This is a genomic window from Vibrio sp. 1F279, assembly GCF_041439815.1.
GTDB classification, from domain to species: Bacteria; Pseudomonadota; Gammaproteobacteria; order Enterobacterales; family Vibrionaceae; genus Vibrio; species Vibrio tasmaniensis_A.
On record NZ_JBGOOU010000020.1, the window covers coordinates 24,850 to 50,974 of the forward strand.

The 26,125-nt window shown below is 43.2% G+C and carries 20 protein-coding genes; 10 read left to right on the forward strand and 10 right to left on the reverse strand.

Annotated features, from left to right (window positions below; all coding sequences use genetic code 11):
• Positions 1-84: 84 nt before the first annotated feature.
• The 6 genes from ACED60_RS15135 to ACED60_RS15160 form a co-directional block, all read right to left on the reverse strand.
• Positions 85-303, reverse strand: coding sequence for a DUF2835 domain-containing protein (locus ACED60_RS15135; RefSeq protein ID WP_004733645.1), 219 nt, complete (start codon positions 301-303; stop codon positions 85-87).
• A 221-nt stretch (positions 304-524) separates the two neighbouring features.
• On the reverse strand, positions 525-3,131 hold the full coding sequence (gene pepN, locus ACED60_RS15140; protein WP_371695077.1) for an aminopeptidase N: 2,607 nt from the start codon (positions 3,129-3,131) through the stop codon (positions 525-527).
• Positions 3,132-3,348: 217 nt separating this feature from the next.
• Positions 3,349-4,032 carry a hypothetical protein gene (locus ACED60_RS15145; RefSeq protein ID WP_009846656.1) on the reverse strand — a complete coding sequence of 228 codons (684 nt, stop codon included), beginning with the start codon at positions 4,030-4,032 and terminating at the stop codon, positions 3,349-3,351.
• A 276-nt stretch (positions 4,033-4,308) separates the two neighbouring features.
• A complete protein-coding gene (prc, locus tag ACED60_RS15150) occupies positions 4,309-6,303 on the reverse strand; it encodes a carboxy terminal-processing peptidase (protein WP_371704950.1) in 1,995 nt (664 codons plus the stop codon).
• A gap of 17 nt (positions 6,304-6,320) precedes the next feature.
• Entirely contained in the window at positions 6,321-6,944 is a 624-nt protein-coding gene (proQ, locus tag ACED60_RS15155) for an RNA chaperone ProQ (protein ID WP_009846654.1), read from the reverse strand.
• 97 nt (positions 6,945-7,041) lie between these two features.
• Positions 7,042-7,533 (reverse strand): GAF domain-containing protein, encoded by a 492-nt coding sequence (locus tag ACED60_RS15160; protein ID WP_009846653.1) that lies wholly within the window; start codon positions 7,531-7,533, stop codon positions 7,042-7,044.
• 89 nt (positions 7,534-7,622) lie between these two features.
• Between ACED60_RS15160 and ACED60_RS15165 the strand changes: the two genes are divergently transcribed.
• The 4 genes from ACED60_RS15165 to rsmF all read left to right on the forward strand — a co-directional run bounded on the left by ACED60_RS15165 (position 7,623) and on the right by rsmF (position 15,035).
• Positions 7,623-9,419: an ABC transporter ATP-binding protein gene (locus ACED60_RS15165; RefSeq protein ID WP_065678351.1), complete on the forward strand. Its 1,797-nt coding sequence runs from the start codon at positions 7,623-7,625 to the stop codon at positions 9,417-9,419.
• A gap of 78 nt (positions 9,420-9,497) precedes the next feature.
• The gene (locus tag ACED60_RS15170) at positions 9,498-10,799 is read left to right on the forward strand and encodes a PqiA/YebS family transporter subunit (protein WP_371727898.1); all 1,302 of its coding nucleotides are present in this window, start codon (positions 9,498-9,500) and stop codon (positions 10,797-10,799) included.
• A complete protein-coding gene (locus ACED60_RS15175) occupies positions 10,786-13,443 on the forward strand; it encodes an MlaD family protein (RefSeq protein WP_371727899.1) in 2,658 nt (885 codons plus the stop codon). The genes ACED60_RS15170 and ACED60_RS15175 overlap by 14 nt, the downstream gene beginning before the upstream one ends.
• A 170-nt stretch (positions 13,444-13,613) precedes the next feature.
• On the forward strand, positions 13,614-15,035 hold the full coding sequence (gene rsmF / locus ACED60_RS15180; RefSeq protein WP_371727900.1) for a 16S rRNA (cytosine(1407)-C(5))-methyltransferase RsmF: 1,422 nt from the start codon (positions 13,614-13,616) through the stop codon (positions 15,033-15,035).
• 323 nt (positions 15,036-15,358) lie between these two features.
• Here rsmF and ACED60_RS15185 read toward each other — a convergent pair whose 3' ends face one another.
• The gene (locus tag ACED60_RS15185) at positions 15,359-16,267 is read right to left on the reverse strand and encodes a S1 RNA-binding domain-containing protein (RefSeq protein WP_009846647.1); all 909 of its coding nucleotides are present in this window, start codon (positions 16,265-16,267) and stop codon (positions 15,359-15,361) included.
• 28 nt (positions 16,268-16,295) lie between these two features.
• Here ACED60_RS15185 and ACED60_RS15190 point away from each other — a divergent pair, with 28 nt between their 5' ends.
• Positions 16,296-17,651 (forward strand): hypothetical protein, encoded by a 1,356-nt coding sequence (locus tag ACED60_RS15190; RefSeq protein ID WP_012603874.1) that lies wholly within the window; start codon positions 16,296-16,298, stop codon positions 17,649-17,651.
• Between the two features lie 122 nt (positions 17,652-17,773).
• Here the strand turns inward: ACED60_RS15190 and ACED60_RS15195 are convergent, their stop codons facing one another.
• Together ACED60_RS15195 and ACED60_RS15200 are read right to left on the reverse strand one after the other, a co-directional pair.
• Positions 17,774-18,256, reverse strand: a complete 483-nt coding sequence (locus ACED60_RS15195) for a PaaI family thioesterase (RefSeq protein WP_009846645.1) — start codon at positions 18,254-18,256, stop codon at positions 17,774-17,776.
• A gap of 176 nt (positions 18,257-18,432) precedes the next feature.
• The gene (locus tag ACED60_RS15200) at positions 18,433-19,320 is read right to left on the reverse strand and encodes a putative PEP-binding protein (RefSeq protein ID WP_122047524.1); all 888 of its coding nucleotides are present in this window, start codon (positions 19,318-19,320) and stop codon (positions 18,433-18,435) included.
• A 207-nt stretch (positions 19,321-19,527) separates the two neighbouring features.
• Between ACED60_RS15200 and ACED60_RS15205 the strand changes: the two genes are divergently transcribed.
• Positions 19,528-20,586 carry a 3-deoxy-7-phosphoheptulonate synthase gene (locus tag ACED60_RS15205; RefSeq protein ID WP_009846643.1) on the forward strand — a complete coding sequence of 353 codons (1,059 nt, stop codon included), beginning with the start codon at positions 19,528-19,530 and terminating at the stop codon, positions 20,584-20,586.
• Between the two features lie 12 nt (positions 20,587-20,598).
• The gene (locus ACED60_RS15210; RefSeq protein WP_004733632.1) at positions 20,599-21,081 is read left to right on the forward strand and encodes a YajQ family cyclic di-GMP-binding protein; all 483 of its coding nucleotides are present in this window, start codon (positions 20,599-20,601) and stop codon (positions 21,079-21,081) included.
• A gap of 188 nt (positions 21,082-21,269) precedes the next feature.
• Here ACED60_RS15210 and ACED60_RS15215 read toward each other — a convergent pair whose 3' ends face one another.
• Positions 21,270-22,211, reverse strand: a complete 942-nt coding sequence (locus ACED60_RS15215) for a bifunctional precorrin-2 dehydrogenase/sirohydrochlorin ferrochelatase (protein ID WP_009846642.1) — start codon at positions 22,209-22,211, stop codon at positions 21,270-21,272.
• 492 nt (positions 22,212-22,703) lie between these two features.
• On the opposite strand from ACED60_RS15215, the gene ACED60_RS15220 reads away from it, so the two are divergent.
• From ACED60_RS15220 to ACED60_RS15230, 3 genes are all read left to right on the forward strand, one after another.
• Entirely contained in the window at positions 22,704-23,732 is a 1,029-nt protein-coding gene (locus tag ACED60_RS15220; protein WP_004733634.1) for an amino acid ABC transporter substrate-binding protein, read from the forward strand.
• A gap of 71 nt (positions 23,733-23,803) precedes the next feature.
• Complete coding sequence (locus ACED60_RS15225; protein WP_009846641.1) at positions 23,804-25,009, forward strand: amino acid ABC transporter permease; 1,206 nt, start codon at positions 23,804-23,806, stop codon at positions 25,007-25,009.
• A 1-nt stretch (position 25,010) separates the two neighbouring features.
• Complete coding sequence (locus ACED60_RS15230) at positions 25,011-26,108, forward strand: amino acid ABC transporter permease (RefSeq protein ID WP_371727901.1); 1,098 nt, start codon at positions 25,011-25,013, stop codon at positions 26,106-26,108.
• Positions 26,109-26,125: the final 17 nt, after the last annotated feature.

A 26,125-nucleotide genomic window follows, 5' to 3' on the forward strand; every position in this document is an offset into this window, starting at 1 on the left:
AGTTAATTGTTTTAGAGGTGGTAAGAGGTGAAATGTTTGATTATGTGATTAAGATTCCCTTTAACTCACTAGGCACGCCAAGCTTTACAGAGCTTCCAACTTAATAAACTTATTTTTTTGGTCAGTTGTTAACCTAAACTGTCCTCTAACCCCTATTTGTGTAAGAAATGGTCTGAAGCGAGTTGCAGGTAGCTGTAAGCGTAACCCTGTTGTTGTTATCACTTGAACTTTACTTGCGGCACCCGAGTAGCTAGCCAAAAACTGCTGATATGAGATGTTAAGTTGGAAAATATAGCGATTCATACGATACCTGTATATATATACAGTGCCGGTGATTTTTGGCACTTAACGATGTCTGAAAGTGAAACTTAACTTGAAACTGCTCTAGCTTATCGAAAATTCGATAAACCAGAAACAAAAAATCAGTGGCAGATATTCTCTACCACTGATGACTTTTCGTTACTAGTAAACTGTTTATTAGCCAACCGCTTATGATCGAACAGTTTCCTGAATAAGCGGCTGACTTAAGCCTCTAGTGCTTTTGCCACTTTCTCGAATAAGTCTTTTGCAAGGTTGTCCATGTTCTTCAGCGTCTCAAGTTCTTTTTTGATTAGAGCTTGGCGTTCATCATCGTACTTACGGAACTTAAGTAGCGGGTCAATCAAACGTGAAGCCACTTGCGGGTTGCTGCTGTTCAGTTCACGTAGGATCTCGCCAGCAAACGCGTAACCTTGTCCTGACTTGGCGTGGAATTGAACCGGGTTCATGTTTAAGAACGAACCAACCAAGTTACGAGTACGGTTCGGGTTCTTCAAGCTGAACGCTTGGTGCGACATCGACGCTTTAATCACTTCAAGTGCATTAGAGCTTGGGTTTGAACCTTGCAATGCAAACCACTTATCCATGACAAGACCATCATGTTTCCACTTGTCGCTGTAATCCGCCATCAAGGTTTCACGACATGGTAGTTGCGCACTGTTCGCCGCGCCCATCGCTGCCATTGTATCTGTCATGTTGTTTGCTTGTTGGTACATAGCAACAACCAAGTCATTACCCTTTTCAGTATGCGCTAAGTAACTTAGACAGACTTTACGTAGAGTACGCTTACCAATCGAATCGTGATCGATCGTGTATTCTGTTAGTGCATGGCTGTGATAAACCGCCGCTAACTCGTCTTCAAGTTCTGCAGCTAGTGTTACTTTCATTGAGTTAAGAACAGATGCGACCGCATCAATATCAACGCGCTCATACCAACCCGACACTTCGTTATGGCTCGGTAGAGAAAGCATTTCTGCAATAAACGCAGGTTCTAGTGAATCACTAAGCAGTACCCCGCGGAATGCATCAACAACAGAAGCAGAAAGTTCAAACTTTTGACCTTGTTGAACGTTATCTACGTTGCTACGGATGTATTTCGCTAGCAGCATTTGACCCGCATCCCAACGAGAGAACTCATTGCGAGCATTCACCATCAGGAAGATCAGCTCTTCATCTGAGTAATCGTATTCCAATTTCACTGGCGCAGAGAATTCACGAAGTAGCGATGGGATCGGTTGCTCTGAAACGTTTTCAAACACAAACGTTTGTTCCGCTTCTTTCACATCTAATACATTGTGAACTGGCTGACCGTTACATTGTAACCCAATCACTTCACCCGACGCGGTGTATAGCTCGATGTCTAGAGGAATATGCAGAGCTTGCTTATCCGTTTGCTCATGAGTTGGAGCCGTTACTTGGCGAGTTGTTAACGTGTACTCTTTTTTGTCTGCGTCGTAGTGACTTTCAACAGAAAGCGTCGGCGTACCAGATTGGCTGTACCATAAACGGAACTGAGACAGGTCAACGCCCGACGCATCTTCCATTGCAGCAACGAAATCTTCGCAAGTTGCAGCGGTACCATCGTGACGTTCAAAGTACAGCTTCATGCCTTTTTGGAAACCTTCCTCACCCAACAATGTGTGGATCATTCGGATCACTTCACTGCCCTTTTCGTATACTGTCAACGTGTAGAAGTTGTTCATTTCTATCACTTTTTCAGGACGAATTGGGTGAGACATTGGGCTCGCATCTTCAGCGAATTGTGGCCCGCGAATAATACGAACATTGTTGATTCGGTTTACTGCGCGAGAACCAAGATCAGATGAGAATTCTTGGTCACGGAATACGGTTAAACCTTCTTTCAAGCTTAACTGGAACCAATCGCGACATGTCACTCGGTTCCCCGTCCAGTTATGGAAATATTCATGACCGATTACCGCTTCGATGCCTAGGTAGTCGGTGTCGGTTGCTGTTTGGTCGTTCGCTAAAACAAACTTAGAGTTAAATACGTTCAGACCTTTGTTTTCCATCGCGCCCATGTTGAAGAAATCAACAGCTACGATCATGTAGATGTCTAAGTCATACTCAAGATTGAAACGCTCTTCGTCCCACTTCATTGAGTTAATCAAAGAAACCATCGCGTGGTTTGCGCGGTCTAGATTGCCTTTGTCGACAAAGATTTCCAGGTCAACTTTGCGGCCTGATTGTGTGGTGTAAGCGTCACGAAGTACATCAAAGTCACCGGCAACAAGAGCAAACAAGTAAGCAGGTTTTGGATGTGGGTCTTGCCACTTAACCCAGTGACGACCATTTTCAGCATCACCTTCATCTATACGGTTACCATTACTGAGTAAGAATGGATTTTCAGCTTTGTCTGCGATTACCGTTGTGGTGAATTTTGCCAATACATCAGGGCGGTCCATATAGTAAGTAATGCGGCGGAAACCTTCAGCTTCACACTGAGTACAGAATGCGCCACCCGACTTATACAAACCTTCAAGTGCACTATTCCCTTCAGGATTTACTTCCGTCACGATCGTGAGTGTGAAATCTTTCGGTAGTCCGCTCAGTGTCAGTTGAGTTTCAGATTGCTCGAATTGCGTCCACTCTTGACCCTCAACTAAAACAGAAACCAACGTCAAACCTTCACCATCAAGTACTAAGGTCGAACTATCTTTCTCTTGCTTAACACTAGACACCGCCGTAATGATGGACGCTGAATCGTACAAATCGAAAGTAAGATCGATTTGAGAAATAGTGTGAGATGGTGATTGATAATCTTTACGATACTTGGCTTGAGGTGTATATGCCATGACGGGTTCCTTTTGATCGTTATACGTAATTGTATTTTAACTGTATATATCTAAAGGTTGAGGGCCAAGAACACAAGGGGAATATTGAAAAAAGGAGGCATTGTAGTAAAACGCCTCCATGTTTTGCTATTTTATCAACCAAATAAGAAAGGAACGGCTAATAAATGAACTGTGAGCCATATTATCAACAAACCTGACTTTGCGCATCCAACCCGCATTATCGAATACGATTGAGTACTGCAAACATGTCGCCTTCTTCACCTTGAAGCGTCAAGACGTCGCTGTTTAATGTGTAACGAGTGCCGTGCTCGCCATTTTCATACAGAAGCACCAATTGATCGCCTTCGGTGTAATACACCCCACGACGAACAACCTCACTCCCCACTTCATCGGACACTCTGAACATAAATACAAAGTCAGGTTGAAGCACTAAATCCATTTTTTGAATGTTACTCGCGCGCAGGTCGCTACCTGAAAGCTCAGCACTCGACCAAATACCTGCCAGTGCATTCGGTAAGGCTTTGGTAAACATGACACCGTTGAGGTTCAACATATTATGGTTACTGCTATAGGCGTAAACTTGAGGTTCAGAGGTGTTTAAACCCAAAATAATGGTATCTTCATTGGCATTATACAAGCCTTCCCAATGGTCGACACTGTAGTCTTTCTTTTGAATATCAATGGAGAATGAATAATTTGAATCAAGGGTTAGCTTTATCGCTCTAAAATTTTCAGTACCTTGTTCAGGATCTGGGTTCATCAAATACCAATCACCAAGCAGTAAAGGAAGGTCAAAATGAGATAGATTGCTGTCACTTTTTGATTGCTGATCGCTTGAAGCGACCTCACTCCCAAAAGCAACAAAACTTAAACAAGATAAAAATAGTAGAATCCATTTCATACGCGCCCCCTCGTTTTCTTTAAGCTTAGGCAGGTAATGAATAGAAAGCGAAAAAATTTGATCCAAGTCACTAAATTTTAAGTGCAAAGTAACTTAAATGTCATTATTCGACACAAAACAGAGCTAAATAACCCTGAACATTGAGTGTTCTTTGCGACAGTCTCAACGGTTACAATCAGGTATTCCTGTCAAATCATAGACACAAAAAAAAGCGAGCCTAGGCTCGCTTTTTAAATTGTGCATCTTTAAACAATCACCTTTTAACAGGTATTTGCTCTATTTCTTGATCATATCCAGCATGATAGCAACAGATTCATCAAGATAAGCATCCGGGGCTTCGTAGTCTTTAGGGATATCATCCAACGTTTTAAATACCTCTAACTTAGCCGCTTTTTGACGTTGATTGATACGCTCTAGACGAAGCACATCCCCATCATCACTCTCTTGTTGACGTACTTTTTCGTTCAAAGAAAGGTCGTTATCATCTTTATCAGCCTTATATTTTTCAATATCTTGCGCGATAAAGCCAAACTCCATGTCTGTCGCAATACGAGCTTGGTGTTGAGCGGTTAAAGCAGCAACTTGCTCATCGTTACGCTGTAACACTGAATAGTTAGCTTTATCTATGCTATCCCAAGGCAGAGCATTATCTTCAACACTTTCACCAGTATCTGCTGGATCAATTGCCGTTGGGTAAGCAATATCAGGCACTACACCTTTGTTTTGCGTACTTCCGCCATTGATTCGGTAGAATTTCTGGATGGTGTATTGAACGTAGCCTAACTCTTTATCGAACAAATCATAAATATGATTCAAAGAGCGGTGTTGTTGCACCGTTCCTTTACCGAAAGAGTTTTCACCAAGGATGATTGCACGACCATAATCTTGCATCGCTGCTGCAAAGATTTCAGATGCTGAAGCACTGTAGCGATTCACCAATACCGTTAATGGACCTTGGTAACTAATTTCGCCATCAGTATCACTGTTCACTTTTACACGACCGTAGCTATCACGAACTTGAACAACGGGCCCCTCTTTGATAAACAAACCAGAGAGTTCGGTTGCTTCCGTTAGTGCACCACCACCGTTGTTTCGCAGATCAACAATGATACCTTCGACACCTTGCTCTTTAAGTTCGGTGATCAGTTTATCAGTATCTTTAGAAAGGCCAACATAGAAGCTTGGTACTTCTAGTACGCCAATCTTCTTGCCATCTTTCTCGATAACTTCTGATTTAACAGCGCGGTCTTCTAAGCGAATCTTATCGCGTACAATTGTGACAACGTGACTTTTTGCATCTTTACCATCTGGCAAGATCTGTAGCTTAACTTTAGTCCCTTTCGGTCCTTTAATTAATTGCACTACATCGTCTAAACGCCAGCCGATAACATCAACAATATCTTCGCCATCTTGGCCGACACCAACAATACGGTCACCATCACTCAATTGTTTGCTGTTTGACGCAGGGCCACCAGCAACGAGAGATCGGATAACGGTGTAGTCGTCTGTCATTTGAAGTACAGCACCAATGCCTTCTAGAGATAGATTCATCTCAGACTGGAATTGCTCTGCATTTCTTGGAGAAAGGTAACTGGTATGAGGGTCAACTTCTCGCGCGAATGCGTTCATGTAGATCTGGAAAGCATCTTCGTTGTGCGATTGCGTAATACGCTTCATCGCATTGTTGTAACGCTTTTCCAAAACTTCTTGAATCTCTGGCCACTCTTTACCTGTAAGTTTTAGATTCAACGCGTCGTATTTAACACGCTTCCTCCAAAGCTCATTCACTTCAGCGATATCTTTTGGCCATTCCGCTTCGCTACGATTGAGCTCAATACTTTCATCAGTATCAAACTTAATCTCAGTATCTAGTAAAGACAGCGCATATTGGAAACGTTCAAAACGCTTCTGCATGGACAAATTATAAACATCGAAGGCTATTTGGTTATTACCGGCTTTCAGTTGATCATCAATTTGTTTGGATGAAGTAGCGAAAGAATCAATATCAGCTTGAGTGAAGATATTACGGTTATAATCCAACATCTCTAAATAACGATTAAAGATAGCTTGGGAGAAATCATCGTTGAGATTGAAGTGTTTATAGTGGGAACGAGTAAATCGAGAAGTAACACGTTTACTAGCAGTTTCGTGTTGAACCTCAGGAGCGAGTAGAGGTAAATCGTCCTGATTTAATTTGGCTTCAAGAGCCTGAGCTGAAGCTGCTAGCAAAAAGCCAGCAGCAATCAGTGTCAATTTTGAACGGCATTTCATGCGTAGGAGTATCTCCTTTAAGCGCGCAAGTGCTCCGCTTTAACAACCATTTGTAGGCCGTTTGCTAACTGAACACGCACATCTTCCTTATTGATTTCAACAATGGTCGCAGCCATGTTTCCTGTACCCATGTTCACATTTACTTCTTTACCAGTGATAAATTCATCGGCGTTCAAAGCGCGTGTTTCTACAGGCTTTTCTACTTTCGGTGCTTTAGGCGCTTGACGACGAGGCTGTTGAGCTTTCTTCGCTTTAGCTTTAGCTTTGCCTTCGTCACGAGCTTTCTGTGCTTGTTCTTTACGACGAGCCTGAACTTTCGCTTTGCTTTCTGCAAGTGTCGCTTTAGCGTGCTCAACGTGCTCTTCTTCTAGTGTGCCACATACGTTGCCGTCTAGGTCAACACGTTCTGCGCCAGCTTTTACGCCGTGCAGGTAACGCCATGATGATGTGTACTGTCTTAACGCTGCACGAAGCTGAGTCTTACTTACTTTTTCGTCTTCATTTAGACGTTCAGCAAGATCTTGAAAAATACCAATTTTAAGTGGTTTCGCTTCACCTTCTAGAGTAAAGCATTTAGGGAAACATTCAGCAACATATGCGATAACTTCTTTGCTGTTTTTTAACTTTTCAGTGTTTTCCATGTGGGTTCCTGGTTTTTGCGGTTTTCCGCGAGCATTAAGAAAATATTTTTACGTATTATAGAGAGATGCTTGGGAAAAACCACAGTAAGAGAATAATTTATGCCTTGTTCGCGTGCGAATTAAGCAGCTTTTCCACTTCTGCCATGAAAAATGTTAATCCGTCCTCGTCAATTTGAGAAAAACGGCCAACATTTGGGCTATCGATATCAAGAACGCCCGCAATTTTCCCGTCAATCGAAAATGGTATAACGATTTCTGAGTTACTTGCAGCGTCACAAGCGATGTGTCCTTCGAATTCATGAACATCATGAATGCGCTGAACTGTATTCGTCGCGACCGCAGTTCCACACACACCACGCCCTACCGGAATTCGAACACAAGCCGGTTGACCTTGGAATGGGCCAAGCACAAGTTCGTCTTTTTCCTTAGATTGGTCCTGCTTCATTAAATAGAAGCCTGCCCAATTTAATTCATCCAACTCCATGAATAATAATGAGCTGATATTAGCTAGATTAGCAGTTAGATCGGGTTCTGATTCAATTAATGCAACGGCTTGTTTGGTTAAGCGTTGGTAATGTTCTATTTTCATATTAACTTCCAATTAAATTGAGACTTCCATTATCAAGAGAACGCAGTAAAATGCGGCCATCAAACTAAATAGGACTTATTCTCATTACAATGACCAATTCAGAAGACACTATTAGCCGTTCTTGGTTAATAACTCAAGTAAAAAAACACAAGTCCAAATTACTGTTTGCTAACATTATTGCCATACTTGCAACTCTCATTAGTGTCCCTATCCCGTTGCTCATGCCATTAATGGTTGATGAAGTATTACTTGATAAGCCGGCTTCTGGCTTAGAGATGATGAACCATCTACTTCCAACATCGTTGCAGACACCAACTGGCTATATTGCACTGACTTTGCTGTTAGTCATAATCATGCGGACTGTTAGCCAAGCGTTGAACATTCTACAAGGGCGTCAATTCACGCTTGTCTCAAAAACAATTACCTATCAAATGCGCAGTAAGATGATAGATAAGCTTGGCCGCATTAGTATTAGACAATACGAGACCAAAGGCAGTGGCGGTATTAATGCTCACCTGATAACAGACATAGAGACAATAGATAAGTTCATTGGTTCGACTCTATCTAAGTTCATAATTAGCTTCTTAACCGTTTTCGGTACCGCTATCGTGTTGCTATGGTTAGAGTGGCGTTTAGGACTGTTCATTTTACTGGTCAATCCTGTTGTGATTTATTTCTCCCGTAAACTAGGTAGCAGAGTCAAACACCTTAAAAAGTATGAGAACCAATCTTTCGAGCGCTTTCAAAACCGTTTAGTGGAAACCTTAGACGGCATTTACCAACTGCGTGCGGCAAACAAGGAACGTATCTTTCTCGATGAACTTAAGGTTCAAGCAAACCAAGTGAGAGTCGATGCAGACAAATACGCTTGGCAATCAGAAGCTGCTGGCCGTGTTTCGTTTCTGCTGTTCTTATTAGGTTTCGAGCTTTTCCGTGCCGTCGCGATGCTAATGGTGTTATTCAGTGACTTAACGATTGGTCAGATTTTCGCGGTATTTGGTTACTTGTGGTTCATGTTAGGCCCGGTACAAGAGTTGTTAGGGATTCAATTCTCTTGGTATAGCGCAAAAGCAGCACTTCAGCGCATCAACGACCTTCTTCAGTTAGAAGAAGAGAAGCGCCCTATCAGTAAAGTGAACCCATTTAATGAAGATCAAGAAGTGACAGTCGACATTGAAGACGTTACATTCTCTTACACATTAGAAAACACTGTTTTAAATAGGCTGTCGCTGCACATTCCAGCAGGTAAGAAAGTCGCTTTGGTGGGTGCGAGTGGTGGTGGTAAATCTACGTTAATCCAGTTACTGATTGGTGTTTATCAAGCGGATTCTGGATGCATTCGTTATAACGGTGAAACCACCGACGACATCAGTTTCGATGTTATACGTAGTCAAATTGCCGTTGTTTTACAACAACCTATACTTTTTAACGATACATTAAGGCATAATCTGACCCTTGGTGCTGAATACGATGAAATGTCGTTGTGGCGTGCACTTGAAGTCTCTCAAATGCAAGATGTCATCAAGCAACTGAGTAATGGCTTAGATACACAAATTGGTAGGAATGGCGTTCGACTGTCTGGCGGGCAACGACAACGCTTAGCTATAGCCCGAATGGTGCTGAGCAATCCTAAGTTTGTTATTCTAGATGAAGCGACATCAGCACTCGATACAGCAACAGAGTCAGCACTGCATAAAGCGCTGAGCGAGTTTTTGAAAGATCGCACAACTTTGATAGTGGCTCATCGATTATCAGCGGTGAAACAGGCCGATCTAATCTATGTTTTAGAAGATGGGCAAGTTACACAGACAGGAACACATGGTGAATTGGTTGAACAACAAGGATTATATCAAACACTCTATGGCAGTGTGCAATCGCACGCCTGATGTTTATTGTTCTAGAGACTTAAATCAGTGTTGTTCTAGGCATTTAAATCAGGTTAAAAGTCTGATTAGTGTTTCAACTTGGGAGGTCGCGTGACCTCCCCATCCGTAACCAACCCTTTATCAACTAAGCAGCAGCTATCGACTCAGCACCAGTGCGACAGTAGCTCTGTACGTCTTTGTCAGGGCTGCGAACTTCCCGTTGATAAAATGGACATCCCTTTGGGGAAATCCGCTTACTGCCCAAGATGCGGTACTCAGCTTTATAGAGGCGGCACCCCTAGCCTGTCTGGAAACCTTGCAATCGCTATTACCTGCTTATTGCTGTTTATCCCCTCACACTTTTTTGAATTCATCAGTATTCGCCTGATTGGTGTCATGATACCTGCAACGTTACCATCTGGCGTATTTACTTTAATGGGTGAAGGCTTCCCTCTACTTGGCTTGTTGATCTTATTCTGCAGTTCGATCGCCCCGTTACTTGTTTGTACCTCGGTACTCATCACCCATTTATCATTGCGCTTTAAGATTTTTACACCATTTCGTTATGCATTAGCTATCATTCAGACACTTAAGCACTGGATGATGTTGGATGTGTTTCTGGTGAGCGTGGCAATCTCATGCTTCAAATTACAAGATTACTCAGATATTTTCGTCGGCCCTGGTTTAGTTGGTCTGATTCTACTGCAGCTTTTCAGTGTGTTACTGGTAAGCCGAATCAGTGTGCGTCGCTACTGGGAAGCTTGGGCTCAAGAGTCTGACTACTCTTTCGATCAAAGTAAGAACGTACACTGTCATAACTGTCACCTGTCTCAGCCTGACGGGCACACTTGCGTGCGTTGTCACCATGACTTATATCATCGCAAACCCTACTCTGTACAAAAGACATGGGCTCTACTTTTTGCCGCCTCAGTGGCTATCGTGCCGGCCAACGTCATTCCAATTTCTATCGTGATAACAAACGGGCAAAGACTAGAAGACACCATCATCTCCGGTGTCGCTTCGCTAATTAATAGCGACATGTATGGCATCGCAGCAATCATTTTTATTGCCAGTATCGTCGTGCCTGTCGCGAAAATACTTGGTCTAACGTATATCTTAATTTGTATCAAAATGAAGCGTGCGGTTTACCATAGACAACGTATGACCATCTATTTCATTGTGAAATGGGTGGGAAAGTGGTCGGTAATGGATCTGTTCGTTATTTCGATCATGATGACCTTGGTCGACCGTGGACAAATTTTAAACTTTACACCAGGTTATGGTGCAGTCGCTTTTGGCGTCGTGGTTGTTCTCACGATGCTAGCGGCGGAAAGCTTAGATCCTAGGCTAATTTGGGATAACTATACCTCTAAAGATGAGTCAGTGAATGAACAACGATAACCAATCACAAACGTCATATTCACCAGAAGTCAGGAAAAACAAAGGTATTTCCCCTTTGTGGATCCTGCCGATACTAACCGTCGCATTAGCGGGTTGGTTGGTCATGAAATCGATACACGATGCAGGACAACGTGTGCAGATATATTTCTCAGATGCCGCAGGTTTAGTCGCAGGTCGAACGACAATTCGCTACCAAGGCTTAGAGGTAGGTATGGTGCGCGACATTACCTTGTCCAAAGATTTATCGAGCATCTATGTCGATGCTGACATCTACCCAGAAGCGAAAAAGCTACTCTCAAAAGGCACGCGTTTCTGGCTCGTAAAACCAACAGCAAGTTTATCTGGTATCTCAGGGTTAGATGCGCTTGTTTCAGGTAACTATATTGCTATCCATCCTAGCGAAACCAAGCAAGAACCAGAAACCGTTTTCCAGGCCTTAGAATCATCCCCTTCTGACTTATTGGCTTCGGAAGGCCTGAATATTTCATTGACGACCAAAGACCTGGGGGGTGTGTCTGTTGGCTCTCAGATCGTTTATCGTAAAATTCCAATTGGTGAGGTTTACAACTATCAGCTAAACGACAACGCAAAATCCGTGACGATTCAAGCGGCGATTAAAGATGAATACAGCCATATCATTACCGACCAAAGCCGTTTTTGGAATGTCAGTGGCTTAGGTGCCAGTATCGGATTTTCTGGTGTCGACGTACGCTTAGAAAGCCTCAGTGCTCTGCTTGGCGGTTCAATTGCGGTCGACTCTCCTGGAGAGGGTCAACCCGTAGAGATGAACACCAAATTCAAACTTTACCCAGATTTGAAAACAGCCGGTCGTGGTATCTCGATCAAGATAGCCGTACCCGACGACAACAAGATCAGTGCAACGGGCGCTCCGATCATGTATCGAGGCATCGAAATCGGTCAAATCACTGACCTATCTTTAAGCGAAGGGCGTGAAAACGTCGTGGCATCGGCTGCAATCCAACCGGCATTCAGTGACTTTTTAAATAGCGGCAGTCAATTCGTTTTAGAGGAAGCTGAACTATCACTTACTGGAATGAAAAATATTGCCAACTTAGTCACGGGGAACTTTCTAACCTTGGTTCCAGGTGAGGGTGAAAAAGCGCGTCGATTTACTGCGATTCGCAAAAATGAGTTCAGTCAGGAACAAGAAAAATCCGTTGCGATTCGCTTAACATCGAACAATTCATTCGGGTTAGATGTCGGTACACAGCTACTCTACAAAGGCATTGCTGTTGGCTCTATCATCCAAGTAGGTTTAGTCGATGGTGTAGGTACTGGCTCTGATAAGCACGAAGTGTTTTTGGATGCACTTATCGATAACGAATATGCTCACCTAATCAAAAGCCATAACCGTTTCTTTGTGACAGGCAGTGCAACTGCAGAGCTAACCGAATCTGGCTTAAGTGTAACAGTTCCACCAGCAAAACAACTTCTTACTGGCTCAATTAGCTTTGTTAGCGAAGGTCAGTCGAAAGCACGAACTGACTATCAGCTTTTCCAAAGCAAATCGTTAGCAGAAATCGCCAAGTTTAATCAGTCTGGCTCAAAGACGCTTTCGTTGTTTGCGAGCGAGCTACCTTCAATTTCTAAAGGAAGCCCACTACTCTACCGCAACCTACAAGTGGGTAGCATTTCTGATTTTCAGCTTGTCGATGGTGGCGTGAGAATCAAAGTCACGATCGAAAATCGTTACACACACTTACTCAATGAACATACTGTTTTCTGGAACCGCTCAGGCGTTGAGATTGATGCGTCGCTATCGGGTATCAGTATTAAAGCAGCACCCGTTAAAACGCTTATTCAAGGCGGTATTGCTTTTGACTCTCTTCCGGGAATCGACAACAAACTCGGTGATGTGTGGAAACTTTATAAAGATTCGAAATCCGCGCGAAAATTTGGTCGTGCGATTACGATTACCTCTTCTGGCGATCAAGAAGTCAGCAAAGGCATGGCGATCAAATATCAAGGCGTCACCGTCGGTGAGGTTACCTTGGTGATTCCTAACTTCAATAAAGGCGGTATTGAAATTACTGCGCGTATTTTACCTGAGTACGTAGACAAGATTGCCGTTGCGAAGAGTCACTTCTGGTTAGCAGAACCTGAAATCGGCCTTAATGGCATCAAGAACGTCTCTGCACTGCTCTCTAAGCACATCAACGTAGACCCGGGCAATGGTGACAGAAATACGAAATTTAAGCTTAGCAAGGGGCCTGTACAGCCTGAAGGCAAGATATTCCAGCTACAAAGCGAAACGCGAGGCTCGGTATCAGAAGGCACACCTATCCTATTCCGTGAGCTAGAAATCGGCAGTGTTATTGATGTTCAGTTAGGCGAGTTTGCTGACCGAATCATCTCTACGATTCAAATCGAACCTGACTACGCGTATCTGATCCGCGCAAACACCGTGTTCTGGAACGTATCTGGTGTCGATGTCTCTATCGGTCTCTCTGGCGCAAACATCAAAGCTGGAACGGTAGACAGCTTGTTAAGAGGTGGTATTACATTCTCAACGCCACCGACCAATGAACTTCAGCCAGTGGCAAACGAAGATCAGTCTTTCTATCTCTATCCTAAAGCCGAAGATGAGTGGAAATCATGGAGAACCGCAATTCCTCGCCCATAAAGTGAACCCTCAGAAGCTCCATGCAAATTAATACCGCTTAACAAAGAATAATTCATCATCAAAATGCAGCCATTCGGCTGCATTTTTGTTGTTTGCTATAAATATGGTTTAGGACGGCCTCATTTTGCTTTAAACTCCCCCGCATTAATGCAATAAATCGAGACACTCTTTTGCACGCTAACGTATATATTCCTGAAGAATTCCTAACGCACATCGAATCAATCATGCCTAGTCATCTAGATATGGCTTCTTTTGTCGCGTCATGCCAAAAACCACTTCGTAAAAGTATTCGAGTCAACACATTGAAAATCAGTGTTGAGGACTTCTTACTGCGAGCAAAAGAGAAAGGCTGGGAACTGGAACCTGTACCTTGGTGCGAAACGGGGTTTTGGATTACAGCTGATGAAAGTGAAGCGCCACTAGGTAATACGGCAGAACACATGTCTGGCCTTTTCTATATCCAAGAAGCCAGTTCTATGATGCCACCGTCAGCACTTTTCCAAGGTGAGGCTGACTACCAAGCCGTATTAGACACTGCGGCTGCACCCGGTTCAAAAACAACACAAATCGCGGCGCTAATGAATAATCGCGGCGTATTGGTTGCCAATGAATACGCAGCAAGCCGCGTGAAAGTTCTTCATGCCAACATCGAACGTTGTGGCGTTCGTAATGCTGCACTCAGTAACTTTGATGGTCGAGTTTTCGGTGGGTGGTTACCAGAACAGTTTGATGCTGTGCTGCTAGACGCGCCCTGCTCTGGTGAAGGTACGATTCGCAAAGACGCTGATGCGATGAAGAACTGGACGTATCAATCTGTAGTCGATATTGCTGACACTCAAAAAGATCTGATCGAAAGTGCTTTTCATGCTCTCAAACCTAACGGCGTGCTGGTTTACTCAACCTGTACGTTAAGCACGGAAGAGAACCAACAAGTATGTCATCACCTAAAAGAGACCTTTGGTGATGCGGTTGAGTTCGAGTCTTTAGAAAACTTATTCGACAATGCTAAAGCAACCACGACAGAAGAAGGCTTTCTACACATTTTCCCACAAGTGTATGATTCAGAAGGCTTCTTCGTTGCACGCATCCGTAAACTAGCGTCTGTGACACCACCAGAAGTGAAAAAACGTCTGGGCAAATTCCCATTTGAACAAGCGTCAAAGAAAGCTCAACAAGAAGTCGCTGAACAACTGCTGGGCGCACTTGATATAGAACTACCAAGTGATACTCAAGTTTGGATTCGTGACAAAGACGTTTGGCTATTCCCGGAAGCGCTAGAACCTATGATCGGTGAGTTCCGTTTCTCTCGCATGGGCATCAAGATCGCTGAAACCCATAAAAAAGGTTACCGCTGGCAGCACCAAGTCGCGACAACGCTCGCAACAGGCAATGAAGCCAACATTGTAGACCTTAGCATTGAAGATGCTCGTGAATGGTTCATGGGACGCGATGTTCGCCCTGAAGGCTTGTCAGGCAAAGGTGAAGTACTAGTGAAGTACAATGGTGCGATCATCGGCCTTGGTAAGTGGGTTGGCAACCGAGTGAAGAACGGTTTACCACGCGAACTCGTGCGCGATAAGAACCTATTCTAAATAGCTTTCGGGCTTAACGGCTTAACGGCTTAACGGCTTAAAGAATCGCACAAACAAAAAGCCCAAACAATGTTAATTGTTTGGGCTTTTTCTATTCTACCGGTCATGTAACTCTGTGTGCGAGCGCTTATAAATCAACGACTAATTATACAAACATCAATTCAAGTCACTATTTAAAATAAGAAAAATCGCACTTTAGGAAATCTAAACTAGACTTCAATCTAATAGTCAAAAGATTGAAACGATTAGCGTAGGCTCTTCGGAGCCCTTTCCCCTAAGCCCAAACAGGAAGGTTTGGGCTTTTTTTTGACCGAAAGGATCGCTTATTTAACTAAGCTGATACCTTCTTTGTCGATAGTGATCTTGCCAGATTTGTACAAACCACCAATTGTCTTCTTGAACGTACCTTTACTTGTTCTGAATGCAGAGAAAATAGCTTCAGGAGAAGACTTATCATTCAAAGGCAGGTAACCGCCCTTCTTCTCAAGAAGATCCAGAACCTTAGTGCTTAGGTCATCCATCTTAGCGACACCAATTTTCTGAAGAGACAAATCAATCTTACCGTCTTCTTCACGAACGTTTTTAATGTAGCCTTTTAGTGTCTTACCAATAAACAGCTTACCGATGATGTCTGATGGGAAAATCATACCCCAGTGTTCACCGTTCACGATCGCTTTGTAACCAAGTTGGCTGCGCTCGGCGATAATGAGATCAACTTGTTCATTTTGCTTATAAGTCGCAGGCGTGTTGTCTAACCATTTGTTGAACTTCGTTGTACCAACGATACGGCTCGATGCTTTATCGATATACACATATACTAAGATTGACTGGCCTTCGTTTAAACGGCCGCGCTGCTCGCTGAAAGGAACAAGAAGGTCCTTACCTTTCACGCCCCAGCTCATGAATGCACCAGTGCTGTTAACACCTTCAACCGTCATCAAGCCAAACTGCCCTACTTGAGCGATTGGTTTTTCAGTTGTGGCAGCGATCTGGTTGTCAGAATCAATGTATAAGAAAACATCTAGCTTTTGACCAATTTCAACACCTTCAGGAGTAAATCGTTTCGGCAGCAACACCGTTCCATAGTCGCTCGCGTCAAGGAATACACCGAAGTCTGCTTGTTTTACTACTTCTAGGTTGTTTATTTGACCAATATTAATCATCAAGATTGTCTCTACTTTAAATTTGGCGGTGATTATACGTGATCTCTGATATGCTTTCGCTAGTTTCATTCATATTTTTATATTCTAGGAGACATCGTTGATCACCGTTGATAAACAAGATGCGATAACACTTAAAATTAACCATGCGATGGCGAAGACCAAAAAGCTCGATATGGACGTTTATCTATTCATTCCCGGTGAACTCGGACTGACTCCGGAAGTACTTTCTGAAAGTGCCTTCTTCTACAGTTCAATTACTCAAAAGCGCGCTTACTACAGTGATAAGACACTATTACCATTGGTACACAGCCGCTTGGCAAAACGCGGACGCTTATCGACGACACAGTATCGTGTGAGTTTGAGTTTGTTCGCCTATCAATACGTGATTGCTTTAGATAAAGCCGTGAGCAGCTTGAACAAGACAGATAGTGACGACGTAACGGCTGATGACGTCGATGAAGTCATCGAACTGGCTTTGGATATCCTCAAGAAGCTTCGTCGTAGTATTCCTTATGAAGAAAACCTAAAGCGCTATTATGCCAATATTGATAATTACCTTTCTTGGTACACGGAGCAAAAGTTCTTATCTTTGGTATCACATATGCCACGTGGCAGTGAATACTCGACGATAAAAGAGCGACTCTTGACGCTTTGTGAAAAAGAGACCGCCCATCGAAAACTTAATCGCTATAACTCAGCGAAGGTACGAGAAGACGTAACACGTTTGAGCAACAAGATGCGACTGTTGCGACGTTTGATCGAACACCCTATCGTCCTCAAAGAAAAGACGACATCAATGGGTAAGAACGTGAAGAGAGCTGTTAAAGGCATCGCCACAGGCTTGGTCATGGTGGTAGTAACCACAACCGTTATATTAGCTCGCGACTTTCTAGGAGAGATTACTGCATCTTTCATCGTATCGATGTCATTCATTTACGCTTTGCGTGAAATCTTCAAAGATGATTTAAGAGACATACTGTGGCGTTGGCTGCGTAAAGGCAAACCCAAGTGGAAGCGTCGCTACTTTGATCCAACAACCAATAAATCTGTCGGCCATAAGCTTGAATGGTTGGACTACGCGAATTTTTCTAAGTTAGCAGACCGTATTCAATCAATACGCAAGAAGCGTGTTGTTCAACGTGAAGAGCAAATTTTGCACTATCGTTCGCATACAGAAATGTCGACATCGACATTCATGAGTGGTTACGAAGAGACTCGTGAAACGGTATCGATCAGCCTCAGAGCACTGACACGCTTAATGGACAAGGGTTCGAATAACGTATATCGCATGAATGAAGGGCAAGTAAGCCGAGAATCAGTAGAAAAACGCCACCTGCTCAACCTGATCATCAAAGAGAACAATCACGATGATGAGCCTACCTATTACCGCTGGAAAATAGTCATGAACCGTTCAAAAATCGTTGATATCGAGCAAATCACTCAAGAATCATAACATTGTTAGGACATGCGGTACGGTATGTGGGTATTCAATTCACATACCGCTCTTCCACTTGTTCAACGACTTCTGTCGAACTATGATCTTCAGATTCAGCCCAACCTTATACTTCGGAGCTATTATCTAGCTGGGACTTTCTTAATCGAAAGTGTTAGCGTGAATTCCGCCATTGGTTCGTCGCCATGCAAAGACGGGCAGGTCGCTATGATGGTCACTGGTTGATTCACACGCTCGCCAGTAGACATGGTTTCTGCCAACATAGTGTTGATCAGCTCACCATCGTTACAAGTGAAGTGTACGTCACCTTCTGGACGCTTCAAGAAATTACCTGTCACCTCTTTAAATGCCAAAGAAATCTTTTCGCCCTGCTGCTGAGATTTACTCATAGCAAGGAAACCACCTGCTACGTCAGCTCCCACAGCTAACACACCAAAATACATGCTATTGAGGTGGTTCTTAGTTCGCCTTTTGAGAGGAATTTTCACTTCAACATGTTGATTATCCAGCGCGAGCAGTTTTGGTCGACATAGCCAGATCAGAGGTACTTTGAAAAAGCCAAACATGCTCAAGTAGAAATTTGCTTTTTGTAGAGGGGTCAGCATTCGGATTACCTAGTCAAATAAGTCATCAGACCAGTTAATCGATTAGCGATGTGCATGTCAAAAAAATGTTACAAAAAAGAGATATCATCGCATAATGATATCTCCCTTTTTCTCTAAGCTTTAGTGACTTAGATAAACTCATACAGCAAGTTGATTTATCTAGACAATAAGCTGGTTTATGCAGTGATAACTGTTTCTACACCTTCGAGATCCGCAATGAACCCTTGTAAGCGCGGGTAGTCCACCAGGCCTTGAGTCACAAGCAGGACGGGCTTCTTCGCGTTCAGTGTTGCTTTAACAATCATACTCAACAAGGTAATAACTGCCTCGTTTTGAGGATCAAAAGCGTGTTGCTGAGCTTCATTGTGCTTGTCTACACCTAAAGTGAAAGACGCTAAGCTATCAACGTTTACCACAACACCATCAAAATAATGCAGTAATCTTTCGCTTAGTAGCACTGCAGACGGCACATCGCACGAGAACAGAACTTTCAAACCATTAAGCCCGCGTGGTAAGCCTTGCTCTGCAAGCAAATCAATAATCTTAGCAGCATCGCTTAATGCTCGTACATACGGTACAACCACTTCAACGTTAATACCCTGCTCTCGCAGCGCTTTAATAACCTGGCACTCTAAAGCGAAAGCCTTGCTGTACTCGGCTGTCGCATAACGCGCAACCCCACGAACACCTAGTGCCGGGTTTATCTCTTCGGCTTCACAGCTACCACCAAGTAGCGAACGGAAGCCATAGCTATCAGCACTACTTAACGCAATACGAACAGTGGCGTGGTTTGGCTGAACGGCTGCTTGAATGGCAATAACCAAGGTCGAAACAAAATGCTCATCGACTGTTTTATCGCCAAGGATCGCATCTAAAGAGGTTTTTTCGATATCAGTCAGTGTTTCTAAATGACTTTCAATACTTGGATGATAGAAGACACGATCCATGACCAATTCAGATAATGAAACGTATAAATGGTTGGAATTATTATTATCGTTGTAAGAAGGCAGCACATCACCTAAGACAAGTTCTGGGTGCAAAGTGCTTTGATTTTCTTGAGTCATTGCTGCTCCAGCATTTTTATGTTGTGTTCAAACGAAAATACCGATAGCTGCCTGTTAATACAAGTGAAAATCCCCCATTTGACGTTGGCCTGCTGATAAAAATGAGAATATTAGCAATAACAGAGATAACTTTGACTTAAGAGAGTTTATTCCTCTGTTCAATTCCGTTATCTTAACCACTTCGCAATAGAATAAAAAAGCTATCACATGCCATTAAAAACTGATGAGTTGAGAACCCAAGCTCTGGGTCCTATGCCAACTCCTGCCGAACTAGGCAATGCACACCCTATTACTGACGACGTTGCTGAGCGCATTAAGAATTCTCGCCGCCAAATCGAAGATATCCTAACGGGTCGTGATAATCGCCTATTAGTTATCGTTGGTCCTTGCTCTGTTCACGATACAGATGCGGCACTTGATTACGCTGAACGTCTAAGCCAGATTCAAGATCAATACAAAGACGAACTGTTCGTTGTAATGAGAACCTACTTCGAGAAGCCTCGTACTGTTGTAGGTTGGAAGGGTTTGATTACCGATCCGAACCTCGATGGTTCATACGCACTTGAAACAGGCTTGAATAAAGCACGTAAGCTATTGCTAGATATCAACAAGCTTGGCCTAGCTACCGCGACTGAATTCCTTGATATGATCACCGGCCAGTACATTGCAGACCTTATCACTTGGGGCGCAATTGGTGCTCGCACGACTGAATCTCAGATTCACCGTGAAATGGCTTCTGCACTGTCTTGCCCAGTTGGCTTCAAAAATGCAACTAACGGCAACATCAAAATTGCCATTGATGCGATTCGCGCTGCGCATGCTTCACACTACTTCTACTCTCCAGATAAGAACGGCCGCATGACGGTTTACCGTACTTCTGGTAACCCATACGGTCACGTAATTCTACGTGGTGGCGATAAAGGTCCTAACTTCGATGCTGAATCTGTGGATAACGCATGTAAGCAGTTGGCTGAATTCGATCTGCCTCAACGTTTAGTTGTAGACTTTAGCCACGCTAACTGTCAAAAACAGCACCGTAAGCAGCTAGAAGTAGCGCAAGACATTTGTGAACAAATCAAATCTAACAAGAATCAAATTGCAGGCATCATGGCGGAAAGCTTCATTGTTGAAGGTAACCAACCAATGACAGATATCAACAACCTAGAATACGGCAAGTCTATTACTGACCCATGCCTAAGCTGGGAAGATACTGCGACAATGCTCGATATGCTTGCAACAGCAATTAAAGATAGAAACTTAGCTTAAGGAAACAACACAATGCCATCATTTGACATTATCTCTGAAGTAGAAGCAGTAGAACTGCGTAACGCGGTAGACAACGCAAACCGTGAACTATCGACTCGTTTCGATTTTCGCGGCGTTGAAGCAAGCTTTGATTACAAAGATGAATCAGTAAAATTGACTGCTCAAGACGATTTTCAACTGAAGCAAATGCGCGATATCCTTCGTAGCAACCTAACAAAACGTAATGTTGATCCTAACGCGATGGAAGCGAAAGCAGCAGACCAAACAGGTCGCACTTGGCACCAAACGGTTATCTTTAAGCAAGGTATCGAAACGGATGTTGCTAAGAAGATCGTTAAGCTAATCAAAGACAACAAAGTTAAAGTTCAAGCTTCTATCCAAGGCGACAAAGTTCGTGTAACGGGTAAAAAGCGTGATGACCTACAAGCTGTTATGGCTCTAGTTCGCAGCGGTGAACTTGGTCAACCTTTCCAGTTTGACAACTTCCGCGACTAATTTTCGAGTTTGAGCGACTGCTTATTGTGGTTGCTCATTCATCAGCACAATGTCGTGTTTAAAATCACAAAAAGCCACTTCTTTTAGGAAGTGGCTTTTTATTTATCGGTCAGTCTTATTCAGGGTCTCTAGCCGATTTGCAAACAACTAAAAAGCGCTCACTTCAACTAAAATCTATCAACTACCACTCACCTGAGCACTTTTGCAGCAGACAGTTTCAGGTCTTTACCTACCAATAGATTAAACTCTACGCTTGCTGGTGGAATAAACACACACACTCGTAATTTCTCAGCTCTGGCTTGCTCAAGCTTGGTTGATAGCTCTCCGCTATTAACATAGCTCTCTCTTTCTGCATCTCGACGGCATAAGTCTATAAATTCGAATGGACAATCGATTGGTGAAAGTACTAGCTCTGCCTCTTGCATCAGACGTAAAGCCTTCATAGAAAGTAGCTCAACATCTTCTTCAAATTCGATCCAAGTGACCTGCCCTTCACTATCAACTTGCTCAGTCAACGACTGTTGATAGTACGATTCAAGTTGATCCCTATCCGTCACTTGATTAATAAAACTGGACGACAAAAAGCGCTCCCAGAATTTTCGGCGTTCATCAACAGTAGGAAAGGACTCTTTAATTGAATTGCGTTTTGATGCACCGAAGTCCGCTATCAAACCTATGTTCTGTGGCAATACAGTTTCGAGTTTTTCTCTAATATTTCTCACCAAAACAGGTGATGCTCCCCCACTTGAGATCGCTATTTGGATTCGTCCGCGATTTATCATTGAGGGTGTGATGAAGTCACAATAGGGTAAGTCATCGACCACATTGACAAGAATACCCATTTTTTTTGCATCATTATGTACTTGATGATTTAGGTTTGGGTTATCTGTAGTTGCCCACACTTGTAAGTAGTTTTTCGAGATAAGCTGTGACGAGTAAAAATTTTGAACCCAACGAAGTTTGTCTTCATCGGCTAGCTCTTTTAAGTAAGGTGCGACCTTAGGAGAAACCAAAGTTACATTAGCACCCGCTCGCAGCAAACTGTCGACTTTTCGGCAAGCAACCTCGCCCCCACCAACCACTAGAATTGGCTTATTCTCTACATCCAAAAACATTGGGAAATAACGCATGTTCTTCCTTGAGACTACTTCAATAACTATTCAGACATGCTACCAAATTTGGAGCATATTCATAACTATCCAAGCGTAATAAAAATATTTATTGACCAAATTTCCACCTTTCTTAAGGCTAATGCGCCACCAATACGACTTTAATTCAGAATATTTACCTAGCCCACCATCAATATAAAAACCTAAATCTCGTTGCACCAACAGTGTGAACCGTTGCACTATTTACATTCAGTTAACATTTGGTCATTCTAATTGTGTTCGGATTTGTGATTTCATTCAAAATTCTTTTTAAATTATACATTTGTGAAACTACGGATCCTTTCCTAACCTTATAAACAGTTGTTTAAATCGCACACGGTTTCATTTGCAAAATGCAACTCGCTTAATTTGAGCAACAAGGTCATAGACAACGCAACACACAAGAGACACTCAAACGAGTATGAGTATGAGTATGAGTATCAGGTGTCACCTGGTTAACAAGGAAGGATACAAATGACAAATAAACTAACACTTCTTGCTTCAGTAGTAGCTGCATCAACTGCGATGATGGCAACATCAGCATCAGCGGCAGAAAGCACTCTGGACAAAGTCACATCTCAAGGTTTTCTTACTTGTGGTGTAAGTACAGGTCTTCCAGGGTTCTCTAACCCTAACTCAAAAGGTGAATGGGAAGGAATTGATGTTGAGTATTGTCAAGCTCTTGCAGCGGCTGTACTCGGTGACAAGACTAAAGTTAAGTATGTACCGCTAACAGCAAAAGAGCGTTTTACCGCGCTTCAATCTGGTGAAATAGACGTACTATCTCGTAACACAACATGGACGCTACATCGTGACACTGCTCTAGGTTTGAACTTCGTAGGCGTTAACTACTACGATGGTCAAGGCTTCATGGTTAAGAAAGAACTTGGACTAACAAGTGCTCAAGAACTAGATGGCGCTTCAGTGTGTGTTCAATCAGGTACAACGACTGAACTTAACCTAGCCGATTACTTCCGTAACAGTGGCATGTCTTACAAGCCAGTGGTATTTGATACGGCAGCACAAACATCAAAAGGTTTCGATGCGGGTCGTTGTGATGTTCTTACAACTGACCAATCTGGTCTATATGCACTTCGCCTAAATCTAGCTGATCCTAAATCTGCACAGGTACTTCCTGAAATCATCTCTAAAGAGCCACTAGGCCCTGTTGTTCGTCAAGATGATGACAAGTGGTTCAACGTTGCTAAATGGACCCTTTCTGCAATGATTAACGCAGAAGAGTACGGCATCTCTTCTAAGAATGCTGACGAAATGCTTAAGTCAAAAGATCCAAACATCAAGCGTATTCTTGGTGTTGACGGTCCTAAAGGTAAAGGCCTTGGCATTCGTGACGATTGGGGTTACCAAGTCATTAAACAAGTTGGTAACTACGGTGAGAGCTTCGAACGTACTGTGGGTACAGGTTCACCACTACAGATCTCTCGTGGCGTAAACGCACTATGGAATGCGGGCGGCTTTATGTACGCTCCACCAATCCGTTAATAAATTTACAAGCATCAATTAGGGCGGACTTTTCCGCCCTATTTATTAAATGGATTTGAGGTTATAGCAGTATGAAACCTAATGAAACTATTTCTCCAACTCAAGAAAAACCACAGCCCAAAAGTGCCAACCTTTTTTACAACCCCACTTTTCGCTCAATTGTTTTCCAAATTCTCGCCGTCGCGGCGCTTTGTGCTTTCTTTTACACGATTGTAAATAATGCACTCACAAACTTAGACTCCCGTGGTATCGCCACTGGTTTTGATTTTCTCTCCCAAGAAGCTGGTTTTGGTATCGGCTTAACACTGATTGAATACGACGAAACATTCTCATACGGTCGTACATTCTTTATCGGTCTTCTCAATACCGCTTTAGTTTCAGTATTAGGCATCATGTTAGCCACAGTACTGGGCTTTAGTATGGGTATCGCTAGGCTATCTTCAAACTGGCTAGTTAGCCGATTTGCAGCTGTCTACATTGAGATATTCCGAAATATCCCTCTTCTTCTACAAATATTTTTTTGGTATTTCGCCGTTCTACAAGCATTGCCTTCCGCTCGTCAGAGTATGAGCCTGGGTGAAGCTATTTTCTTGAATGTACGTGGTTTGTACTTCCCAGCTCCAGTATTAGAACAAGGCAGTAGCATTGTCATCGCATCATTGATTGTCGGTATCATCGCTACTTTTGTTATCAACATCTGGGCTAATAACAAACAAAAACTAACCGGCCAACAAACACCAATGTTGCGAATTGCTGCGGCGCTGATTGTGGGCTTACCATTAGTCACTTACTTTGTTATGGGTATGCCTATCTCTGCGGAGTACCCTGTTCTGAAAGGGTTTAACTTCAAAGGTGGTATCAGCATCATTCCTGAATTGGCAGCATTGATGCTCGCTTTAAGTATCTACACAGCAGCATTCATCGCCGAAATTGTGCGTTCAGGTATTAATGCGGTAAACCATGGGCAAACAGAGGCTGCTATGTCTCTAGGGCTCCCGCGAACAAGAACTCTTAAGCTAGTCATTATTCCGCAAGCATTAAGAATTATTATCCCACCACTAACTAGTCAGTATTTAAACCTGACCAAAAACTCATCACTTGCGATGGCCATTGGTTATCCCGATCTTGTATCTGTCTTTGCAGGGACAACATTGAACCAAACTGGACAAGCTATCGAAGTAATCGCGATGACAATGGGCGTCTACTTAACCCTAAGCCTATTAACATCTGCTCTAATGAACATATACAACCGCAAAGTAGCGTTGGTGGAGAGATAAGATGAGTACACATCAATTTCAACCTGATCTTCCGCCTCCAGCGAATACTGTTGGACCTGTCGGTTGGTTAAGAAAAAATCTATTTAATGGACCAATTAACAGTGTCGTCACTGTGGTGCTTGCTTACTTTGCTTTCACTTTATTATGGGCAATAGCTGATTGGGCATTCTTGAGCGCTGACTGGATAGGAACAACACGCGATGCCTGTACTAGCGAAGGCGCTTGTTGGGTTTTCATTAGCGTCCGTTGGGACCAATTCATGTACGGCTTCTACCCAGAAGCGGAACTGTGGCGTCCTCGCTTTTTCTACGCAACATTAGCTATTTTTGTTGCTTTGTTAGCTTACGAAAAAACACCTAAGCGTACGTGGATTTGGTTATTCTTCGTAAACATCTACCCGTTTATCATTGCAGGCTTACTATACGGTGGTGTATTTGGTATAGAGGTTGTTGATACCCATAAATGGGGCGGCCTACTGGTTACACTAATCATCGCACTTGTTGGTATCGTTGTATCACTGCCTATCGGTGTCGCACTGGCGCTAGGGCGTCGTTCAGAGATGCCAATCATCCGCAGTATGTGTACCGTTTACATCGAAATCTGGCGTGGTGTACCACTGATTACGGTTCTATTCATGGCCTCGGTAATGCTTCCGCTCTTTTTATCAGAGGGGATGGAGACCGATAAACTGATACGTGCGCTTGTTGGGGTAGTACTGTTTAGTGCTGCTTATATGGCGGAAGTAATCCGTGGTGGTTTGCAAGCAATACCAAAAGGTCAATACGAAGCCGCTGACGCTCTAGGGTTGAGCTATTGGAAAAAAACGGGGCTTATCATTCTGCCTCAAGCTCTTAAAATCACGATTCCTTCAATTGTGAATACCTTTATTGGTTTGTTCAAAGATACCAGTCTAGTTTTGATTATCGGTATGTTTGATGTACTAGGGATTGGCCAAGCCGCGAATACCGACCCTGAGTGGCTTGGGTATTCAACAGAAAGTTATGTATTTGTCGCGTTAGTGTTCTGGGTGTTTTGTTTTGGCATGTCGAGATACTCGATTTGGCTGGAAAACAGACTTCACACCGGTCACAAACGATAATTAACAAGATCAAGGAC